The organism is Burkholderia sp. Bp8984 (assembly GCF_003853755.1).
Lineage (GTDB): Bacteria > Pseudomonadota > Gammaproteobacteria > Burkholderiales > Burkholderiaceae > Burkholderia.
In genome coordinates this window covers 150040-167435 of the sequence record NZ_QTQN01000001.1, presented here as the reverse complement: position 1 = coordinate 167435, position 17396 = coordinate 150040, and the positions used below count along the sequence as shown (strand labels likewise).

Below are 17396 nucleotides of genomic sequence, written 5' to 3'. Positions count from 1 at the left end.
AAAGTCGCCGCGCCGCGCGCCGCACAGGCGTGCGCGGCGCATCGCGGCCCGCACGGGTATTGATCGCGATCATGCACGTGCGGGCCGGACGACATATGCTGTCTGAATCGCTTGTCCGCGCTTCGCGTGGCCGTCCGCCGATCCGCGCGACCGCGTCGGCCGTCCGTCCGCCGTTCGTCGTTCGCCGCTGCCCGCGCGAAGCTCCGGTCGTCGTTCGCGACGACGCGTCCGCAAGGAGGCTTTCGCCATGCAGTCCACCCCGACCATCCCGCCGCTCGCGCGGATCTCGCTGGCCGTCGATCTGACGCCGGAGTCGCTGTCCGCCGCGCGCTACACGCGCACGCTGCTGCGTCCCGGCATGCAGGTGCGCATCGTCTGCGCGATCGACAATCCGCGTCTCGTGCTGCCCGACATCCCGCGCGTCGACGCGCTGCTGACCTCCGCGCGCGAGGAGATGACGCGTGAAGCTCAGGCGACGCTCGAACGCATCGCGGAACTGTTCGCCGGCAGCGGCGTGGGGATCGAGCAGATGATCATCGATACGTCGCTCACGGGCGGCACGGTGGCCGATGCGCTCGCGAACGACACGTCGGCATGGCACGCCGACGTGCTCGTGGTCGGCGCCAATCCGCACCATGGGCTGCTGCGGCTCGTCGAGGGGGCGGTGTCCGACACGCTGGCCGCGCGCGCGCGCTGCGCGCTGCTGATCGTGCCCGCCGACTATGTGCGGCCGTCGGACGGGCCGCTGCAGCGCCTGATGTTCGCCGTTGACGGCAGCGAGCCGTCGCTGCACGCGGTGCGCGTCGGGCTCGGCTTCGCGGTGCCGACGACGCTGCTGTACGCGGCCTATGTCGTCGATCGCGCGGTGCGTCTGACGGATCTCGTGCCGGTGCGCGCGCTCGAGGATGCGTATCGCGCGGAGGGCGAGGATGCGCTGGCGCGGATCGGTCCGCTGTTCCATGCAACGGGGAACCCGACCAAGCGCGGCATCGTCGAAACCCGTCCGACCAGCGACGACGTCGCCCATGCGCTGATGCGCGACGCGGTGCACTGGCATGCGGAACTGCTGGTGGTCGGCACGCACGGCCGGCGCGGCATCGCGGCCTGGCTGATCGGCAGCGTGGCGCGCCGGGTCGCGCATCTCGCGCAGGTGCCGGTGCTGCTCGTGCGCGAGGCCGCGTGAGGATTGCGCTGCGACGAATGCGAAGCGGACTTTCATTGACCTGCATCAGAAACGTCGCGCGTTTTGCATGAGATAGTCGCACGAGGTGCGTGTGCATGCGGCGGATGGTCCGTCGTCCGTACCCGACGCCGCGATTCGACACGTCGGTCCGGAACCGCGCGAACCGGCGCATGTCCGACGCCGTTGCGATTCAGCCGATTTCCGGAGCCGTGCCGCGCAGCGCATCGCGCATCGGCCGATCACGAACTCTCTGGCACGAGGGTAGGCAGCCGGCGGCTGCCTTGGATAACGGACGGGGTGCATTGCACCCCGTCCGCTTTCCTGGCCCCGTGCTGACTCTTTTCCTCGCAGGTATTGTTTTCGTCGATGTCGCCGTGTGGAACGGCGCGTGATGCCACGCGATCGCGCGATCGCGGATTCGGTGTGGATCGCGGCATGCGCTGCGCGCCCGGCGCGGTGCCGCGGCCTTCACGCGGCCGCGTGCGGCGTCGGCTGCGTAAAGGCGCTGCGTTCAGGCCCCGCGTCCAGGCCTTTACGCGGAGCGAGGCGCTCGCAGGTCGCGCGGGCGGTGCGCGTCGCGGCATACGCGTGCACCGCGACGCACGCCATGCAGTCGGCCTCGTCCGCCCGGCGTGCGATCGCGCAGCCGCGGCCAGCCGGGGCGCGTCTTGCGGCGCGGCCTCACGACGACCGTTGCGCCGGCACCGGCCCGCGCGCGGAGAGCCGCGGCGAACCGCTGCAGCGCGAGCACCGATCCCGCGACGCTCTGGTACTTTTCGCGGCCGATCTGCCCGTCGAGCGTGATGAGCAAGCCCGATTCGCGCGCGAGTGCGAGCAACGCGTCGAGATCTTCGGGCGGCCGGATTGCTGCCGGCACGGCGGTCGCGGCCAGCATGCGCGTGCGCCGCTGTCCGTCCCGCGCCGGGAAGTTGCGATGAATCATGATGGGTCTCCCTGCGCCCGACCCCGCGTGCCGGCTCGAGGGCCGGCTGAGCGATGACCGGGTATGAACGCATCGTTCATGACATCAGTATCCGCCGCGGAGACCGCGCTGCCAATCGGTGCGTGCTGAAGTCGCTGTCAGACGTTGCGTGCGAGGTATCGGAATCCGCTGACACGTCGGACCGGCGAGCGGCCGCTGCGGCGCGAGGCGGGCAGGCGGGCAGGCGCGATGTGCGGCGCCCCCGATGTGCGGCGCCCCGATCCGGTGCATTCGAACAGACGAATCGCGGCCGTCGCGCGTCGCTTGACGCAGGACTTTCGCGGGTCTAAGGTCCCACACTGCATCGGCATCGCGCGACGGTTCATCGTCCGAGCGATCGCGCGGTGCCGCGCCTCGGGGTGGCGTGGCAATCCTTCCAGTCGTTCGCGGGCCCTGGGCGCCGCGAATCCTGCGCGCGAGCCGGTCCGGCGACGGATCGGCGCGGCGGCACGCAAGGTGCCGTTGATCGCGCGCAACCACGCTTCGGCGCATCGTACGCCGGGCGGCTGTCCAGCCTTTAATCTTCCGATAGCGTCATGTTTTCCTTTCGTTCCTCGACCGTCAGGAGCCCGTCGATGTCACAGGACAATTTGCTTGATGCCTTGAAGGCCGTCGCCGCAGAGCGCGCGATCGGCGCCGATCAGTTGCGCACGATGCTCGACGATGAAGTGCGAGCGTTGTCGTCCGATGCCCGCGTGCACGATTACATCCACGTGTTCGCGATCCGCCACCTGCGCGAACGGATGCGCAGGCAGGACGAACTCGAGCGCGACACGCCGGCCAGTACGCCGCGCGACGAGCCGGATACGCGTACCGGCCGCCGTCTGTAAGGGACGATCGGCGCGACCGGCGCCGCGGTGCCTCATGACAGCGGAAGGCCCCTGAGCGCCGCGCGCGCCTCCGGCACCGCTGCACGCCTGCATACCGACAACGCGCCTGCCTGCCGGTCGCGCCTTTCTTCATATATTTGACCGAATCGACACAACGGCCTCAAGTAAGCGGCGCGGATGCCGTTTACCCGGTGAATTCGTCCACCGGGCGTTCGCGCTCCCTTACCGAGTCGTTGCCATGTTCTCGTCCATCCGCACCCGCATCCTTGCCGCGTGCGTCGCCATCGTCGTGTTCGCGCTCGTCGCCACCACGCTGATCAATTACTTCATCGCACGCGCGTACAACAACGACGCGATAGACCGCAACCTGACCTCCGTCGCGAGCGGCCACGTGGTCGGCATCGGCGACTGGGTCGCGACGAAAAGCCGGATGATCGCGTCGTTGCAGGACGCCGCGCTGTCGCCCGATCCGCTGCCGGTGTTCAAGCAGATGGCCGCGGCGGGCGGCTTCACGAACGTCTACGCGGGCTATGCCGACAAGGTGTTCCATTTCTCCGACCCGACCGGCATCCCGCCCGACTACGACCCGACCGGCCGTCCGTGGTACAAGCAGGCCGCCCAGGCCGGCAAGCCGGTCGTCACGCCGCCGTACGTCGATGCGGGCACCGGCAACCTGGTCGTCACGTTCGCGGTGCCGATCCTGCGCGACGGTGCGCTGAAGGGCGTCGTCGCCGCCGACGTCGCGATGGACAGCGTGATCGCGAACGTGAAGTCGATCCACCCGACGCCCGCGAGTTTCGGGATGTTGATCGACAGCAGCGGCCACGTCGTCGCGCATCCTGACGCGAAGCTCACGCTGAAGCCGGTCGCCGACGTGTCGCCCGACCTCGGCGGCATCGGCGCCGCGACGCTGGCGGCGTCGAGCGCGCCGGTCGAAGTGCACGTCGGCGGCGACGCGAAGCTGGTGCGCGCGCAAGCCGTGCCGGGCACCGACTGGTACGCGCTGGTCCTGCTCGACAAATCGGAAGCGACGGCCGGGATGCGCTCGCTGCTGACCGCGTCGCTGATCACGCTGGTGGTGATCGTCGGCGTCGCGTCGCTGATCGTCGGCGCGATCACGACGACCGCGTTCCGCCGCCTGTCTCAGGTGCGTCAGGCGATGGCGTCGATCGGCTCGGGCACGGGCGACCTGACGCAGCGCCTGCCGGCCGACGGCCGCGACGAGGTGGCCGATATCGCGCGCTCGTTCAACAGCTTCGTCGACAAGCTGAACGACGTGATGCGACAGATCCGCGACGCGAGCGAATCGGTGCGCACGGCCGCGAACGAAATCGCCGCGGGCAACCAGGACCTGTCGTCGCGCACCGAATCGGCGGCGGCGAGCCTCGAGGAAACGGCCGCGTCGATGGAAGAAATCACCGCGACGGTCGGCCAGTCGGCGGCCGCTGCCGGCCAGGCCGATGAACGCGCGGCCGCGGCGTCGCGGATCGCGTCGCACGGCGGCGTGGTCGTATCGGACGTCGTGTCGACGATGGAGAAGATCGAGGAAGCGTCGGGCCGGATCGGCGACATCATCGGCGTGATCGACGGGATCGCGTTCCAGACCAACATCCTCGCGCTGAACGCGGCCGTCGAAGCGGCGCGTGCCGGCGAGCAGGGCCGCGGTTTCGCGGTCGTCGCGCAGGAAGTGCGCAGTCTCGCGCAACGCAGCGCGCAGGCCGCGCGCGAGGTGAAGGTGCTGGTCGAATCGACGGTGGCGAGCGTGTCGGCCGGGTCGGGGCAGGTGCGCCAGGCCGGCGAGACGATGCGCGAGATCGTGTCGAACGTCGCCAACGTGACGACGATCATCTCCGAGATCACGCACGCGGCGAACGAGCAGACGCGCGGCATCCAGGAAGTGAACCGCGCGGTCACCCAGCTCGACGAAATGGTGCAGCAGAACGCGGCGCTCGTCGAACAGTCGACCGCGGCCGCGACCGCGCTGCAGACGCAGGCGAACGCGCTCGCGACGACGGTCGGGCAGTTCAAGGTCGCATGACCTGCGCCGGTTGACGCAGGGCGCGCCGCGGCGCGCGGCGGCGCTCAGGCGCGGCCGTCGTCGCGCATCAGCGCGAGCCGGTTGTAGAGCGTCTTCAGGCTGATGCCGAGCGCTTTCGCGGCTTGCGGCTTGTTGCCGTCGAAGTGCTGAAGCGTCGCCGCGATGAAACGTTGCTGCGCATGGTGCAGCGTCGCGCCGAGTGGCAGCGCCATCGCGTCGTCCGACGTGTGGGCGGGCGGCGCTGCCGGCCTCGGCAACGCGACGTCGATGCCGTCGTCCGCGAGGATGTACGCGCGCTCGATCGTGTTGTGCAGCTCGCGCACGTTGCCCGGCCACGAATAGGCGCGCAGCGCGGCGATCGCCGCGTCGGTCAGCCGCTTGTGCGAGCGGTGCCGCGCGTTGAGCGCATCGACGAACTCATGCGCGATCGCCTCGACGTCGCCGCTGCGCTGGCGCAGCGGCGGCACATACAGCGCGAACGCGGCGAGACGGTAGAACAGGTCCTCGCGCAGCCGGCCGTCGCGCACGGCATCGGCCGGATTGTGGCGGGTCGCCGACAGGATGCGCACGTCGAGCGGAATCGAATCGGTGCCGCCGACCCGAATGATCGTGTTCGATTCGAGCGCCCGCAGCAGCTTCACCTGCAGCGCCGCGGGCATCTCCGCGATCTCGTCGAGCAGCAGCGTGCCGCCGCACGCGGCTTCGAAAAACCCCTCCCGTTGCGCGATCGCGCCGGTGAAGCTGCCTTTTTCGTGACCGAACAATTGCGCTTCGGCGATGTCCGCCGGAATCGCGCCGCAGTTGACGGGCACGAACGGCCCGTCGCGTCGCCCGCTGAGGTCGTGCAGCCGGCGCGCGACGATATCCTTGCCGACCCCGCTTTCGCCGGCAATCATCACGCTCGCGCGGGTCGGAGCGATTTTCTCGATACGGCCGAGCAGCGTGCGCATCGCCGCGGAGCGGCCGGACAGCCGGCGCGCGTCGGCGCCTTGCTTCGGACGGTTTGCGGATTCAGCCATAAGCGTCGGCGGCCCGTTTTGAAAATCGGCACCGCACGTTCCCTTCATTGCAATATCTATCATCGACAGCGAAACCGCACGGAAGGTGCCGCGATTTAGAAATTTACAATGTCCGGTGCGGGGATCGAAGAAATACGCGATCACGGGGGCACGATGCCGACAGGCGGCAGCCGACACCGCGTGTCGATGCTTTTTTGCAGCCGACCGATGAAAAATCGCAAGTCGGCAGCGCCCGCGTTCCGCGCAAATGCGGCAGGGCGGCCGAGCGACGCGGCGCGGCGGCACGCGCAGCGCGCCGCGCCGCGAAGCCGCCGCGCGGCCGTGCCGCGGGTACGCGCGTTGCGCCGGCCCTTGGGCTCGCCCCCGAACGCTCGACGGCACATGCCGGCCGCCGAGGCGGGAGCCGTCGAGCGACGGTCGCCGGGGCGATGCAGGGACACGATGAGGATCCTTACCCGTGAACTGTTCCGGCAGGGCGCATGGGTCGTGCTGGCCGTCGGGGTGGCGTCCGCGCTGCAGGCGTGGGCGATGCACGTCGTCGGCGTACATGCACCGTTTGCACAGCTGCCTTTCTACGCCGGTGTTGCGGCTGCGGCCTGGCTGACGTCGTTCGGCGGCGGCCTGGCCGCGATCGCCGCGAGCGCGGTCGTGATCGGCGCGTTGGGCTGGCGCGAGGTGACGCTGCCCGCGCTGCTCGCGCAGGCCGGCGCCTTCGTCGCGATCGGTTTCGTCGAATGCGTGCTCGTGATGGTCGTCAAGCCGCTGCTCGCAAACGATCGGCTGCACGGCGCCGAGGATGCGGAGGAAAACGACGCACGCATGCCGCGTCGCGAACCGGCACCCGCGGCGCGCTCGCTCGACGACATCCTGCTGCGCCGCGTGGTCGATGCGTCGCCCGACGCGATCGTCGGCGTCGATGCGGTCCGGCGGATCACGAGCTGGAACCCGGCCGCGCGGCGCCTGTTCGGCATCGATGCCGCGGCGGTGATCGGCCACGACGTCACGACGCTGATCGCGCCGCGCTGGCTGCGGTTGCATCCGGTTCCCACGACGTTCGCGAACGCGCGCCCGCCTGCAGGCCCGCTCGACATTCTGTGCCTGCGCCACGACGGCGGCCGCTTTCGCGCGACCTTCGTGGCGGCGCCGATCGTCGACGCGCAAGGCAACTGCACCGGCATGTCGATGACGCTGCGCGAAGCGCGCGAACGCCGCCGAAGCGAGCGGCGCAACCTGCGTTCGTTACGCGGTGCGCGCGACGCGCGCGTGCAGGCCGACGAGTCGAACCGGCTGAAGGATGAACTGCTCGCCACCGTATCGCATGAACTGCGCACGCCGCTGAACGTGATCTACGGCTGGGTCGAGGTGATGCGCAGCGCCGACGGCCAGAGCTTCGCTCACCAGGCGATCGATGCGATCGACCGCAGTGCACGCTCGCTGTCGCGGATGGTCGGCGACCTGCTCGACGCCTCGTCGCTCGCAACGGGGCGGATGCGGCTCGAGCGCGCGCCCGTCGATCTCGTGCGCGTCGTGCGGGAGGCGGTGCGCGAACTCGGCGCGACGGCGGAGGCGAACGGTCTCGAACTGTCGATCGCGTGCGAGATGTCCAACTGCGTGATCTCCGCGGACGGCGAGCGGGTGCGCCAGATGCTGTCGAACCTGCTGTCGAACGCGATCAAGTTCACGCCGCCGGGCGGCAGCATCAAGGTGTCCCTGACCCGGGCCGGCGCGCGCGTGCGGCTGTCGGTCGCCGATACCGGCCAAGGCATTTCGGCGGAACGCCTGCCGCATCTGTTCGATACGTTCAACCGGCCGGAAGGCGCGTCGGCCTCGCCCAAGCGTGGGCTCGGACTCGGCCTGTCGATCGTGCGCAACATCGCACGGCTCCACGGCGGCGAGGTGACGGCTGCGAGCGATGGCGCCGGGTGCGGCACGACCGTGACCGTGATGCTGCCGGTGGACTGGGGCGCCGACATGCCGAACGGCCAGCCGTTACGGCCGAGCGGTGCGTCGACGGCGGTCGCGCTCGACGGCCGGCGCGTGCTGGTGGTCGATGACGATGTGACGTCGCGCGCGAGCCTCGCGGCGGCGCTCGAAACGCTCGGTGCGCAGGTGTCGACCGCGCAATCGGGGCGCGACGCGCTCGACGTGGTCGCGCGGCAGCACCCGAGCGTCGTGCTGTCGGATCTCGCGATGCCGGACGGCGACGGCTTCTGGCTGCTCGACCACATCCGCCATTTGCCGAACGGCAGCGGGCGCCTGCCCGTCGTCGCGGTGACCGCGCATGCGGGTGCGGCGGACCGGAACCGCGTGATGGCCGCCGGCTTCGACGCGTATCTGTGCAAGCCGGTCGACATGCCGACGCTGGCCAGCGTCATCGTCGACGTGTCGAGCGCCGAGCGGCATCGCTGACGCGCGGGGCCTCCGCATCCCGCGCCAGGCGGCACGATGAAGGGATCGAACCTTGCCCGGCGCATCGGCTCCCGGCGGCAGGCCGAGTCGACGGGCGGCGTACCCGACGAGCGGCGACGCGCGACGGCGATTCGGGTCGTGCCCAACATCGACGGTTCGCGCGGTGTGTGCGACAGGCTGCGGATCCGCGGGAAGTCACGTATGACACGACGTTCGCGGAGCGCACGCTGCGGGTAACCGCCGCATTGTCGATCGAGTATGTCGAGGGGGCATGGAGCAAAGGCGCGTGGACCGATTTCCCGCGTCCGCGCATCGTCCCGCATGACGGGCCGGTTGCCGCGTTCGGCAGGGCCGATCCGTCGACCGATACGGAGGTCCGGATGAAAACGAGCGACAGGAATCTCCGCCGATCCGCCGCGGTTGCCGCCATCGTGTGCCTGGTGGGATCGGGTGCGCTCGCGGTGTTGCGCGTGCCGGCGTTCGCGCCGGCGCATGCGCAGGCGCCGCCGGCATCGTCCGTTCAGGTCGCGCCGGGCGTCGTCAGTCCCGGCGCGACCGCCGACGAGGCGGACATGACGCGGCGGCCGAGCGGCATCGACGCCGAATTCATCGACAAGGCGGGCATCGTCGGCAAGACGGAGCTGCAGGCGAGCAAGCTCGCGCTCGACCGGTCGTCGAATCCGCGCGTGAAGACCTTCGCGCGCCGGATGATCGACGATCACGTTCGCATGACCGCGGAATTGCGCCGGCTCGGCACGCAAAAGGGCTTGCCCGTGCAGACGCGGATGCTGGTCGATCCGGCGGTGAATGCGCTGCGAAGCAAGAGTGGCCATGCGTTCGAAAAGGGGTACATCGAGCTGGCGGGAACGAACGCGCACGACGCGGCGATCCGGCTCTACTCAGCCGAGGCGCGCGACGGCCACGACCCGCAGCTTCGCGCGTTCGCGGTCAATGCGCTGCCGACGCTGAAGGCGCACCTGAGCGCCGCGCGCGCACTCGAGCGTGCGATCGCGGCCGCGCACTGATCCGCACGGCGATCCGCGCGCCCCGGCGCGTCCGTCAGTGCGGCCGCGTGTCGCTTTCCGGGCCCTCCGGCGACGCCTCGAAGGGCGGCGCATCGAGTACCGTTTCGCCTTCCTCGATCAGCCAGTACGGCGATGCGCCGTAGTACGCGTGCAGCCCCTCGGCCCAGGCGGGATCGGCCATCGTCGGCCAGCGGTCTTTCTCGAAGCCGGGCGCGTCGCGCACGCGCTCGGTCGAAACGGGCAGCACGAAGCAGCGGCGCCCGGCGTCGAGCGTCAGCACGTTCCACGGCACCGCGAGCAGCTTGTCGCCGATCCCGAGCAACCCGCCCGACGACACGACCGCATACGCGATCCGGCCCGAGCGGATATCGAGCATGATGTTCGTGATCTTGCCGATGTCGTCGCCGTCCAGCGTCAGCACGCGATCGTCTTCCAGCGTGCTGGCGGCCATCACGTCCGGCCCCGGCCCGCCGGCCGAACGGCCGCGGTCGCCGACGATGCGCGCCTGCGTGCGCGACGGTCTGTCCGTTGTCATCGCTGTTCTCCTGGTCGAAGCGGCGCGGCGCACACGGCGCGCGGGCCGGGTGAGGTGCCGCGGTCAGCGGCGGCGCGGCAGGGACACGTCCTCGAGCGTGTTCGCCAGCTCGTCGCGCGCCGGGCCGCCCGCGCGTGTCGCGATGTCGCCCAGCGACACGATGCCGACGATCTGGTGATTGGCGTCGAGCACCGGCATCCGGTGCAACTGCACGTCGGCCATCCGCTGCTGGACGTCGCCGACGCCGTCATCTTCCACGCACCACTGCACCGGCGCGGATGCGACCACCTTCACCGGGGTATCGGACGAATGCCCGTGCGACAGCGCTCGCACTGCGAGGTCGCGGTCCGTCACGATCGCGACGAGCCCGGTGTCGTCGCAGACCGGCAGCACGCCGATGTCGAAGCGCTGCATCAATTCGGCCGCATGGCGAATCGTGTCGGTCGGCGCGACGCAGACCACGTCGCGCGACATGATTTCATTGACGCGATACATGAACGCCTCCTTCGTGAACGAGACGACATGGAAGCAGAACGCGTGCCGCGTTCAATCGGCACAGGCCGGGCCTGCGCGGCCGGGCCACGGAGAAATTTGCCAGCCGGCTTGTACATCTTCCACGGCGCCAGCCGCGGCCGGGCCGCGAGCGACGCTCAGTGGCCGACGCCCGTCATCACGACGATTGCGAGGACCAGCGCACTCTCGATCGCGGCGAGCGCCGCGACGCCTGCGGCGCCGCTGACTTCGTGCCATGCACGTTCGATGCGTTTCATCACTTCACTCCGGTTGGGCCGGCCGGGCGACGCTACGCTGCCGCGCATCGCGGGCCGGGGTGCCGCCGTCAGCCGTGATCGCGGGGCGGTGGCGGGGCGTCGGGCGCGCGACGTTCGCGTTCGCCGGACGGCCTGGCGGGGTCGATGCGGGTCGCACCGCCGACGGCGGGCGGATCGCTGGCCGGGAACGTCTCCTCGAGCCCTTCGTCGATGCGCTCTTCCGTCTTGTCGTCGGACGGCTTGCGCGACGTGGCTAGGGAGAGCGGGCTGGCAGCCGGTGACACGGCGTCTCGGCTACCGGGGGCGGATGCGGTCATGATCGAACCTCCTTATGGGTACGAGGGGTGCAAGCACCGTACCCGCGCAGCGCGGGCGGCATGACGCTTGCAGCCGTCGAACCGGCCGAGCGGGCTGAGACGTGGCCGGCCCGCCGCCGGCGTGGACGAGAGGACATCGTGATGAATGAACCCAGGGAAAGAATACGTTACGACGCGAACGTGTGCGGCGGCGATTTCAGTCAAGTGCGCGAGCGTTTCGACACATGGAAGCGCGAATCGCAGATCCACCGGCCCGAGCGGCGCATGTTCGACGGGAAGGACGAGGTTCGCGAGCTGAACCCTACCGTCTACGCGGGGCCGGAAAGCGCACGGCGGGCGCTCGCCGCGCGATGCGCGCCGTCCGATCGATTCGCACTCGCGGCGCGCCTCGCCGCCGAAGGGCGCACGCTGTGGCTGGTGATGGCGGCCTACGATGCATGACCGGTGCGCGGCTGCCCACCGGGCAGGCACGCCGCTTGCGCGCGCTCGCCGCACCCATCGACACGCGCGAGCCGCCGCGCAGGAGCGACATGAGTACACGATCCATGCTGCACCGTCCGGAGCCGACGCCCGACTTCGATCCCGATCCGGCGCTGCCCGAGCACGACGATCCGTTCGATCCGCCCGTGCTCCCGGGCCTGCCGCAAGGCGATCCGCCGTCGCAGCCGCCGCCGATGCGGATGCCGGGCGAGGGCAGCGAACCGCGGCCGGCCGCGCGATGATCAAAAGGAGGACCATCATGGACATTCACGTGCAATCGCCCGACAAGCGCGCGATCGCCCAGGTGCTGGGCCGCTATTTCGAGTCGCGTTCATTGCGTTACCACATCGAGGAGTTGCCGGGCGGCGTGCTGCATATCGGCTTTCGCGCGAGCGGGCGCCCGGTCGCCGTCACCGTGTCGTTCGACGACACCGCCTACGACACCTACACGCACTGGGACGCGAGCCAGAAGCAGCTCGCGCTCGGGCGTCTCGCGGACGGCTTCTCGCGCATGATGGCGAAGCGCAGCCCGGCCGCGCTCGCCGGCGACTATCACGTCGAGCGTTTCTGATTCCGCAACCCTGCGCCGGTTCATGCCGGAATACGGCAAAGTGCCCGCGTTCAACGGGCGCTTTGCGGCTTCGCGCGCGCCAGCGTAGGATGTTCACAATTCAGCGCACGCTACGTTCGCGCCGTCGGCTGCTCGCCGTTGCAGCCGGCCAGGCTGCGACGCGCTTTCCCTCAGGTTCGTTTCGTGCAACCGACGGAGACCGCCTTGATGACAGTTGCCCGCCCGTTGTTGTCGCCCGGCACCCGCCGGTTCGTGTCCGGCCTGTCGGCCTTCGCCGCGCTCGCGGCGGCCGGTGCCCGCGACGCGTCGGCCCAGACGCCGTCGCCGCTCGGCGAATGGCAATACTCGGCGGGCGTCCCGCTGCAGAAACTGTTCAGCCCGACCGTCCCCACGTGGCAGGTCAGCGTCGGCGCGGCGATGACGCTGCAGCCGCGCTACGCGGGTTCCGATCGCTATCGCGTGATGGGCGGCCCGAATCTCGACGTGCGCTATCGCGACCTGTTCTTCCTGTCGACGGGCGACGGGCTCGGCGCGAACGTGTTGCGCGGGCCCAACTGGCGCGTGAGCCTGTCGGTCGGCTATGACCTCGGGCGCCGCTCGGCCGACGACCTCGACCACCTGAACGGGCTCGACAACATCAACGCGGCGCCGGTGATGAAGCTCGCGGCCGACTACGTGATCTCGAAGGATTTTCCGCTCGTGCTGCGCGCGGATGTGCGGCGCAGCATCGGCGGCTCGAACGGCTGGGTCGGCGATTTCTCCGCGTACATGCCGATGCCGGGCAGCAACGAACACTTCTTCTGGTTCGCCGGGCCGACCGTGTCGTTCGCCGATTCGCGCTACATGAACAGCTGGTTCGGCGTGCCCGCGGGGGCGTCCGCGCGCTCGGGGCTGCCGGCCTATTCGTCGGGCGCGGGGATGAAGTCGTTCGGCGCGGGCGTGACGATGGTGTGGTTCGTCAACAAGCACTGGTTCGTGACGATGGACGGCGCGATCGAACAACTCGTCGGCCGCGCACGGCGCAGCCCGATCACGCAGCAGTCGACGAACGGCGTGTTCGACATGTCGGTGAATTACCAGTTCTGACCGGGTCGGCGCCGGCGGGGCAGCCGCATGGCGGTGCGCGGCATGCGGCATTTTTCGTCACATTTGATATGATTCCGACCTGTACAAACGTACAGTGATCGATCCCCGTGACGCCTGCATCGCCGACGCCCCCGGCGTTTTACTACCTGACCAATTTCGAACGCGCGCTGGCCTGGCTCGGCGAGCGCTACGACGACCTGCTCGATGCGAGCGAACATGCGTTTCTCGCGCATTTCGCGCAACTGCCGAAAGCGTCGCGTGCGTTGCTCGTGCGGATGCTGATGCGCAGCGGCACCGACTTCCGCGCGAGCAAGCTCGCGTACGACGAAATCGGCAGCACGCTCGACGCGGCCGCGCCGCTCGTCGAGCTCGGCTGGGTCGATCCGGCACCCGCGCTCACGCTCGACGAGTTGTTCCTGCTGTCGACCAAGGCCGACCTGCTGAAGATGTTCCCGTCGCTCGCGGCGCACGCGGGCGAGCGCAAGCCCGAGTGGCTCGAGCGGCTGCGGCCCGCGCACGACGTGGCGCAACCGCTCGACGCATGGTGCGCGCAGGCCGACGATTGCGTGCTGCGCGTGACGGTCGGCGCGCTGTGCGACCGCCTGCGGCTGATGTTCTTCGGCAATCTTCATCAGGACTGGAGCGAATTCGTGCTCGCCGATCTCGGCGTGTTCCAGTACGAAAGCGTGCCGTTCGCGCCGTCGTCGCGCGCGTTCCAGCAGCGCGACGACGTCGACGCGTATCTCGCGCTGCAGACCTGCCGAGAAGCACTCGACGCATGGCCCGACGACCAGCCGTTCGACGATCTGCTGCAGGCGATCGACGCGGTCGGCTGCGCGCAGCCGTGGCTCGCGACGCGCCGCGCGAAGCTGCTGTTCACGCTCGGGCAGACCTGCGAGCGCCGCGCCGACTGGGCTGCCGCGCTCGACGCGTATGCGCGCAGCGCGTGGCCGGGCAGCCGGCACCGGCGCATTCGCGTGCTCGAACGCTGCGGCCGCGACACCGATGCGCTCGCGCTGGCGCTCGATGCGCGCGGCGGCTTCGAAAGCGACGAGGAGCGCCAGCGCGTCGAGCGGATGCTGCCGCGCCTGCAGCGCCGTCTCGGGCAGCGGGTCGAACGCGCGGGCAGCACGCCCGACGTGCCGCGCGAGACGCTCGTGCTGATGCGCCCTGAAGCGTTCGTCAGCGTCGAATACGCGGTGCGCGACCATCTTGCGCAGCCCGATGCGCCGGTTCACTACGTCGAGAACACGCTGATCAATTCGCTGTTCGGCCTGCTGTGCTGGGAGCCCGTGTTCGCGGCCGTGCCCGGCGCGTTCTTTCACCCGTTCCAGCGCGGCCCGGCCGACCTGCACGCGCCCGATTTCGCCGTGCGCCGCACGGACGCGTTCGCCGCCTGTTTCGCGCAACTCGACTCGAGCGCGTACCGCGACACGATCCGCCGGCACTTCGCGACGAAGACGGGGCTGCAATCGCCGTTCGTGTTCTGGGGCGTGCTGACCGGCGAACTGCTCGACGAGGCGCTGGCCTGCCTGCCGCCCGAGCACCTGCGGCTGTGGTTCACGCGCCTGCTCGCGGATATCCGCGGCAACCGCTCGGGGCTGCCCGATCTCGTCCGTTTCTGGCCCGGCGAGCGGCGCTATGAATTGATCGAGGTGAAGGGCCCCGGCGACCGGCTGCAGGACAACCAGACGCGCTGGCTCGCGTACTGCCTCGCGCACGGCATGCCGGTGCGTGTCGTCGATGTCGAATGGGCCGGAGCCGGTGTCGAGCAGGCCGAAGCGGCGGGATTGTCCGCATGAGCTACGTCGTCGCGGTGCGGGCGATGTGCGAATTCACCGCGCGGCGCGGCGATCTCGACCTGCGCTTCACGCCCGCGCCGACCGCGCTCGAAGGCATTGCCGGTCATGGCGCCGTCACGTCGAAGCGCGGCGCGCGCTACGAAACCGAGATCGCGTTGACCGGCACGTGGGGCACGCTCACCGTGCGCGGGCGCGCGGACGGCTACGACCCGGTCGCGAACCGGCTCGAGGAGATCAAGACCTACCGCGGCAGCCTCGACGCGATGCCGGCCAATCATCGCGCGCTGCACTGGGCGCAGGCGAAGGTCTATGCGCACCTGATGTGCGACGCACGCGGACTCGCGGAAATCGACGTCGCGCTCGTGTATTTCGACATCGTGTCGGAGCGCGAGACCGTGCTGACCGAGACGCTCGGCGCAAGCGCGCTCGCCGCGTTCTTCGCCGAGCAGTGCGCGTGCTTCGTCGGCTGGGCCGAGCGCGAGACCGCGCACCGCTCGGCCCGCGATGCGGCGCTGCGCGCGCTGACGTTTCCGCACGGCCGATTCCGCAGCGGCCAGCGCGAGCTGGCCGTGTCCGTCTATCGCGCGGCGCGCGACGAGCGCTGCCTGATGGCGCAGGCGCCGACCGGCATCGGCAAGACGCTCGGCACGGTGTTTCCGCTGCTGAAGGCGTGCGGCGAGGGCGAGCTCGATCACGTGTTCTTCCTGACCGCGAAGACGCCCGGTCGCGCGCTCGCGCTGGAAGCGGCGACCACGCTCGGCGCCGGCACGCCGGCGCTGCCGCTGCGCGTGCTGGAGTTCGTCGCGCGCGACAAGGCGTGCGAGCATCCCGACCGCGCGTGTCACGGTGAATCGTGCCCGCTTGCGCAAGGCTTCTACGACCGCCTGCCGGCGGCGCGCGACGCGGCGATCGGCGCGGGGCTGCTCGATCGCGATACCGTGCGCGAGGCGGCGCTCGCGCACGACGTCTGTCCGTACTATCTCGCGCAGGAGCTGGCGCGCTGGTCGGACATGGTGATCGGCGACTACAACTACTACTACGACGGCAGCGCGATGCTGCATACGCTCGCGCAGCAGAACCAGTGGCGCGTCGGCGTGCTCGTCGACGAGGCGCACAACCTGCTCGATCGAGCCCGCAAGATGTATAGCGCATCGCTCGACCCGTTCGCATTCGCGGCCGCGCGCGAGGCGGCGCCCGCGGCACTGCGCAAGGCGTTCGACCGGCTCGCGCGCGCGTGGGGCACGCTCAATCGCGCACAGGCCGCGCGCTATGCGGCATACCCCGAGATTCCGGGGCCGATCGTGTCGGCCGTGCAGAACCTCGTCGCGGCGATCGGCGAACACCTGACCGATGCGCCGCGCGCGAACGGCGACGCGCTGCTGCGCTTTCATTTCGAGGCGATCCAGTTCGGCGTGCTCGCCGATGCGTTCGACGGCGCGTCGATCTTCGACGCGACGCTGCACGGCGAGCCGCTGCCGCGCCAGGCCGGGCTCGACGGCGTCGCACCGGCCGGGCGCCGGCGCCGCATCCAGTCGACGCTGTGCGTGCGCAACGTGATTCCGGCCGGCTTTCTCGCGCCGCGTTACGACGCCGCGCGCGCGACCGTGCTGTTTTCCGGCACGTTGAGCCCGTTTCATTTCTATCGCGACACGCTCGGGTTGCCGGCCGACACCGGCTGGCTCGACGTCGACGGGCCGTTCCGCGCCGAGCAACTGATCGTGCGCGTCGCGAGCCACGTATCGACGCGCTGGCGCGACCGCGACCGTTCGCTCGAACCGATCGTGGACCTGATCGCCGCGCAGTATGCGACACGGCCCGGCAACTACCTCGGTTTCCTCAGCAGCTTCGACTATCTCGGGCGCGTCGTCGCGCTGATGCAGACGCGTCATCCGGACGTGCCCGTGTGGGCCCAGGCGCCCGGCATGGCCGAAAGCGAGCGCGACGCGTTTCTCGCGCGCTTCGACGCGGGCGGGCGCGGAGTCGGCTTCGCGGTGCTGGGCGGTGCGTTCTCGGAAGGCGTGGATCTCGTCGGCGAGCGGCTGATCGGCGCGTTCATCGCGACGCTCGGGCTGCCGCAGGTCAACGATGTCAACGAACAGATGCGGCGCGCGATGGAGGCGCGCTTCGGCAACGGGTACGACTACATGTATCTGTACCCGGGCCTGCAGAAGGTCGTGCAGGCGGCCGGGCGCGTGATCCGCACCGAACACGACGAGGGCGTCGTGCATCTGATCGACGATCGTTACCGGCGGCGGGAGGTGCGCGATCTGTTGCCGCGGTGGTGGCGGATCGGGTGACGGGCGTGACGGATGTCGTGCGCGGGATGTCGTGCGCGCGGCTCGCGTGAAT

General features: G+C 70.0%; 16 protein-coding genes. 11 read left to right on the top strand and 5 right to left on the bottom strand.

The window, feature by feature from the left end:
* Window positions 1–247: 247 nt before the first annotated feature.
* The gene (locus DID98_RS00680; RefSeq protein ID WP_124519574.1) at window positions 248–1183 is read left to right on the top strand and encodes a universal stress protein; all 936 of its coding nucleotides are present in this window, start codon (window positions 248–250) and stop codon (window positions 1181–1183) included.
* 532 nt (window positions 1184–1715) lie between these two features.
* Here DID98_RS00680 and DID98_RS35670 read toward each other — a convergent pair.
* A complete protein-coding gene (locus DID98_RS35670) occupies window positions 1716–2126 on the bottom strand; it encodes a hypothetical protein (protein ID WP_185500291.1) in 411 nt (136 codons plus the stop codon).
* Window positions 2127–2740: 614 nt separating this feature from the next.
* On the opposite strand from DID98_RS35670, the gene DID98_RS00675 reads away from it, so the two are divergent.
* Together DID98_RS00675 and DID98_RS00670 are read left to right on the top strand one after the other, a co-directional pair.
* Entirely contained in the window at window positions 2741–2995 is a 255-nt protein-coding gene (locus tag DID98_RS00675; protein ID WP_124484851.1) for a DUF3562 domain-containing protein, read from the top strand.
* A gap of 238 nt (window positions 2996–3233) precedes the next feature.
* On the top strand, window positions 3234–5033 hold the full coding sequence (locus tag DID98_RS00670; RefSeq protein WP_124484850.1) for a methyl-accepting chemotaxis protein: 1800 nt from the start codon (window positions 3234–3236) through the stop codon (window positions 5031–5033).
* A 44-nt stretch (window positions 5034–5077) separates the two neighbouring features.
* On the opposite strand, the gene DID98_RS00665 is transcribed toward DID98_RS00670, so the two are convergent.
* Window positions 5078–6115 carry a sigma-54-dependent Fis family transcriptional regulator gene (locus tag DID98_RS00665; RefSeq protein ID WP_124519903.1) on the bottom strand — a complete coding sequence of 346 codons (1038 nt, stop codon included), beginning with the start codon at window positions 6113–6115 and terminating at the stop codon, window positions 5078–5080.
* 378 nt (window positions 6116–6493) lie between these two features.
* Between DID98_RS00665 and DID98_RS00660 the strand changes: the two genes are divergently transcribed.
* Both DID98_RS00660 and DID98_RS00655 read left to right on the top strand, forming a co-directional pair.
* Window positions 6494–8461 (top strand): ATP-binding protein, encoded by a 1968-nt coding sequence (locus DID98_RS00660; RefSeq protein ID WP_124519572.1) that lies wholly within the window; start codon window positions 6494–6496, stop codon window positions 8459–8461.
* Between the two features lie 380 nt (window positions 8462–8841).
* A complete protein-coding gene (locus DID98_RS00655; protein WP_124519901.1) occupies window positions 8842–9486 on the top strand; it encodes a DUF4142 domain-containing protein in 645 nt (214 codons plus the stop codon).
* A 34-nt stretch (window positions 9487–9520) separates the two neighbouring features.
* On the opposite strand, the gene DID98_RS00650 is transcribed toward DID98_RS00655, so the two are convergent.
* From DID98_RS00650 to DID98_RS00640, 3 genes are all read right to left on the bottom strand, one after another.
* The gene (locus tag DID98_RS00650) at window positions 9521–10021 is read right to left on the bottom strand and encodes a PRC-barrel domain-containing protein (RefSeq protein WP_124484847.1); all 501 of its coding nucleotides are present in this window, start codon (window positions 10019–10021) and stop codon (window positions 9521–9523) included.
* Window positions 10022–10084: 63 nt separating this feature from the next.
* Window positions 10085–10516 carry a CBS domain-containing protein gene (locus DID98_RS00645; RefSeq protein ID WP_044843097.1) on the bottom strand — a complete coding sequence of 144 codons (432 nt, stop codon included), beginning with the start codon at window positions 10514–10516 and terminating at the stop codon, window positions 10085–10087.
* 343 nt (window positions 10517–10859) lie between these two features.
* Window positions 10860–11108, bottom strand: a complete 249-nt coding sequence (locus tag DID98_RS00640) for a hypothetical protein (protein ID WP_124519570.1) — start codon at window positions 11106–11108, stop codon at window positions 10860–10862.
* 141 nt (window positions 11109–11249) lie between these two features.
* On the opposite strand from DID98_RS00640, the gene DID98_RS00635 reads away from it, so the two are divergent.
* From DID98_RS00635 to DID98_RS00610, 6 genes are all read left to right on the top strand, one after another.
* Window positions 11250–11549 (top strand): hypothetical protein, encoded by a 300-nt coding sequence (locus DID98_RS00635; RefSeq protein ID WP_124519568.1) that lies wholly within the window; start codon window positions 11250–11252, stop codon window positions 11547–11549.
* A gap of 89 nt (window positions 11550–11638) precedes the next feature.
* Window positions 11639–11830, top strand: a complete 192-nt coding sequence (locus tag DID98_RS00630) for a hypothetical protein (RefSeq protein WP_124519566.1) — start codon at window positions 11639–11641, stop codon at window positions 11828–11830.
* A gap of 17 nt (window positions 11831–11847) precedes the next feature.
* A complete protein-coding gene (locus DID98_RS00625; protein WP_044843100.1) occupies window positions 11848–12159 on the top strand; it encodes a hypothetical protein in 312 nt (103 codons plus the stop codon).
* A 207-nt stretch (window positions 12160–12366) separates the two neighbouring features.
* Complete coding sequence (locus DID98_RS00620) at window positions 12367–13245, top strand: MipA/OmpV family protein (protein WP_044843101.1); 879 nt, start codon at window positions 12367–12369, stop codon at window positions 13243–13245.
* 107 nt (window positions 13246–13352) lie between these two features.
* The gene (locus DID98_RS00615) at window positions 13353–15047 is read left to right on the top strand and encodes a VRR-NUC domain-containing protein (protein WP_124519474.1); all 1695 of its coding nucleotides are present in this window, start codon (window positions 13353–13355) and stop codon (window positions 15045–15047) included.
* On the top strand, window positions 15044–17344 hold the full coding sequence (locus DID98_RS00610) for an ATP-dependent DNA helicase (protein WP_124519564.1): 2301 nt from the start codon (window positions 15044–15046) through the stop codon (window positions 17342–17344). Before DID98_RS00615 ends, DID98_RS00610 begins: the two co-directional genes overlap by 4 nt.
* The last annotated feature ends 52 nt before the right edge of the window (window positions 17345–17396 follow it).

Bases quoted from the DNA above. Each gene is read 5' to 3' on its own strand.
- DID98_RS00680 (WP_124519574.1), top strand. From the start codon at position 248: ATGCAGTCCACCCCGACCATCCCGCCGCTCGCGCGGATCTCGCTGGCC.
- DID98_RS35670 (WP_185500291.1), bottom strand. From the start codon at position 2,126: ATGATTCATCGCAACTTCCCGGCGCGGGACGGACAGCGGCGCACGCGC.
- DID98_RS00675 (WP_124484851.1), top strand. From the start codon at position 2,741: ATGTCACAGGACAATTTGCTTGATGCCTTGAAGGCCGTCGCCGCAGAG.
- DID98_RS00670 (WP_124484850.1), top strand. From the start codon at position 3,234: ATGTTCTCGTCCATCCGCACCCGCATCCTTGCCGCGTGCGTCGCCATC.
- DID98_RS00665 (WP_124519903.1), bottom strand. From the start codon at position 6,115: ATGATAGATATTGCAATGAAGGGAACGTGCGGTGCCGATTTTCAAAAC.
- DID98_RS00660 (WP_124519572.1), top strand. From the start codon at position 6,494: ATGAGGATCCTTACCCGTGAACTGTTCCGGCAGGGCGCATGGGTCGTG.
- DID98_RS00655 (WP_124519901.1), top strand. From the start codon at position 8,842: ATGAAAACGAGCGACAGGAATCTCCGCCGATCCGCCGCGGTTGCCGCC.
- DID98_RS00650 (WP_124484847.1), bottom strand. From the start codon at position 10,021: ATGACAACGGACAGACCGTCGCGCACGCAGGCGCGCATCGTCGGCGAC.
- DID98_RS00645 (WP_044843097.1), bottom strand. From the start codon at position 10,516: ATGTATCGCGTCAATGAAATCATGTCGCGCGACGTGGTCTGCGTCGCG.
- DID98_RS00640 (WP_124519570.1), bottom strand. From the start codon at position 11,108: ATGACCGCATCCGCCCCCGGTAGCCGAGACGCCGTGTCACCGGCTGCC.
- DID98_RS00635 (WP_124519568.1), top strand. From the start codon at position 11,250: ATGAATGAACCCAGGGAAAGAATACGTTACGACGCGAACGTGTGCGGC.
- DID98_RS00630 (WP_124519566.1), top strand. From the start codon at position 11,639: ATGAGTACACGATCCATGCTGCACCGTCCGGAGCCGACGCCCGACTTC.
- DID98_RS00625 (WP_044843100.1), top strand. From the start codon at position 11,848: ATGGACATTCACGTGCAATCGCCCGACAAGCGCGCGATCGCCCAGGTG.
- DID98_RS00620 (WP_044843101.1), top strand. From the start codon at position 12,367: ATGACAGTTGCCCGCCCGTTGTTGTCGCCCGGCACCCGCCGGTTCGTG.
- DID98_RS00610 (WP_124519564.1), top strand. From the start codon at position 15,044: ATGAGCTACGTCGTCGCGGTGCGGGCGATGTGCGAATTCACCGCGCGG.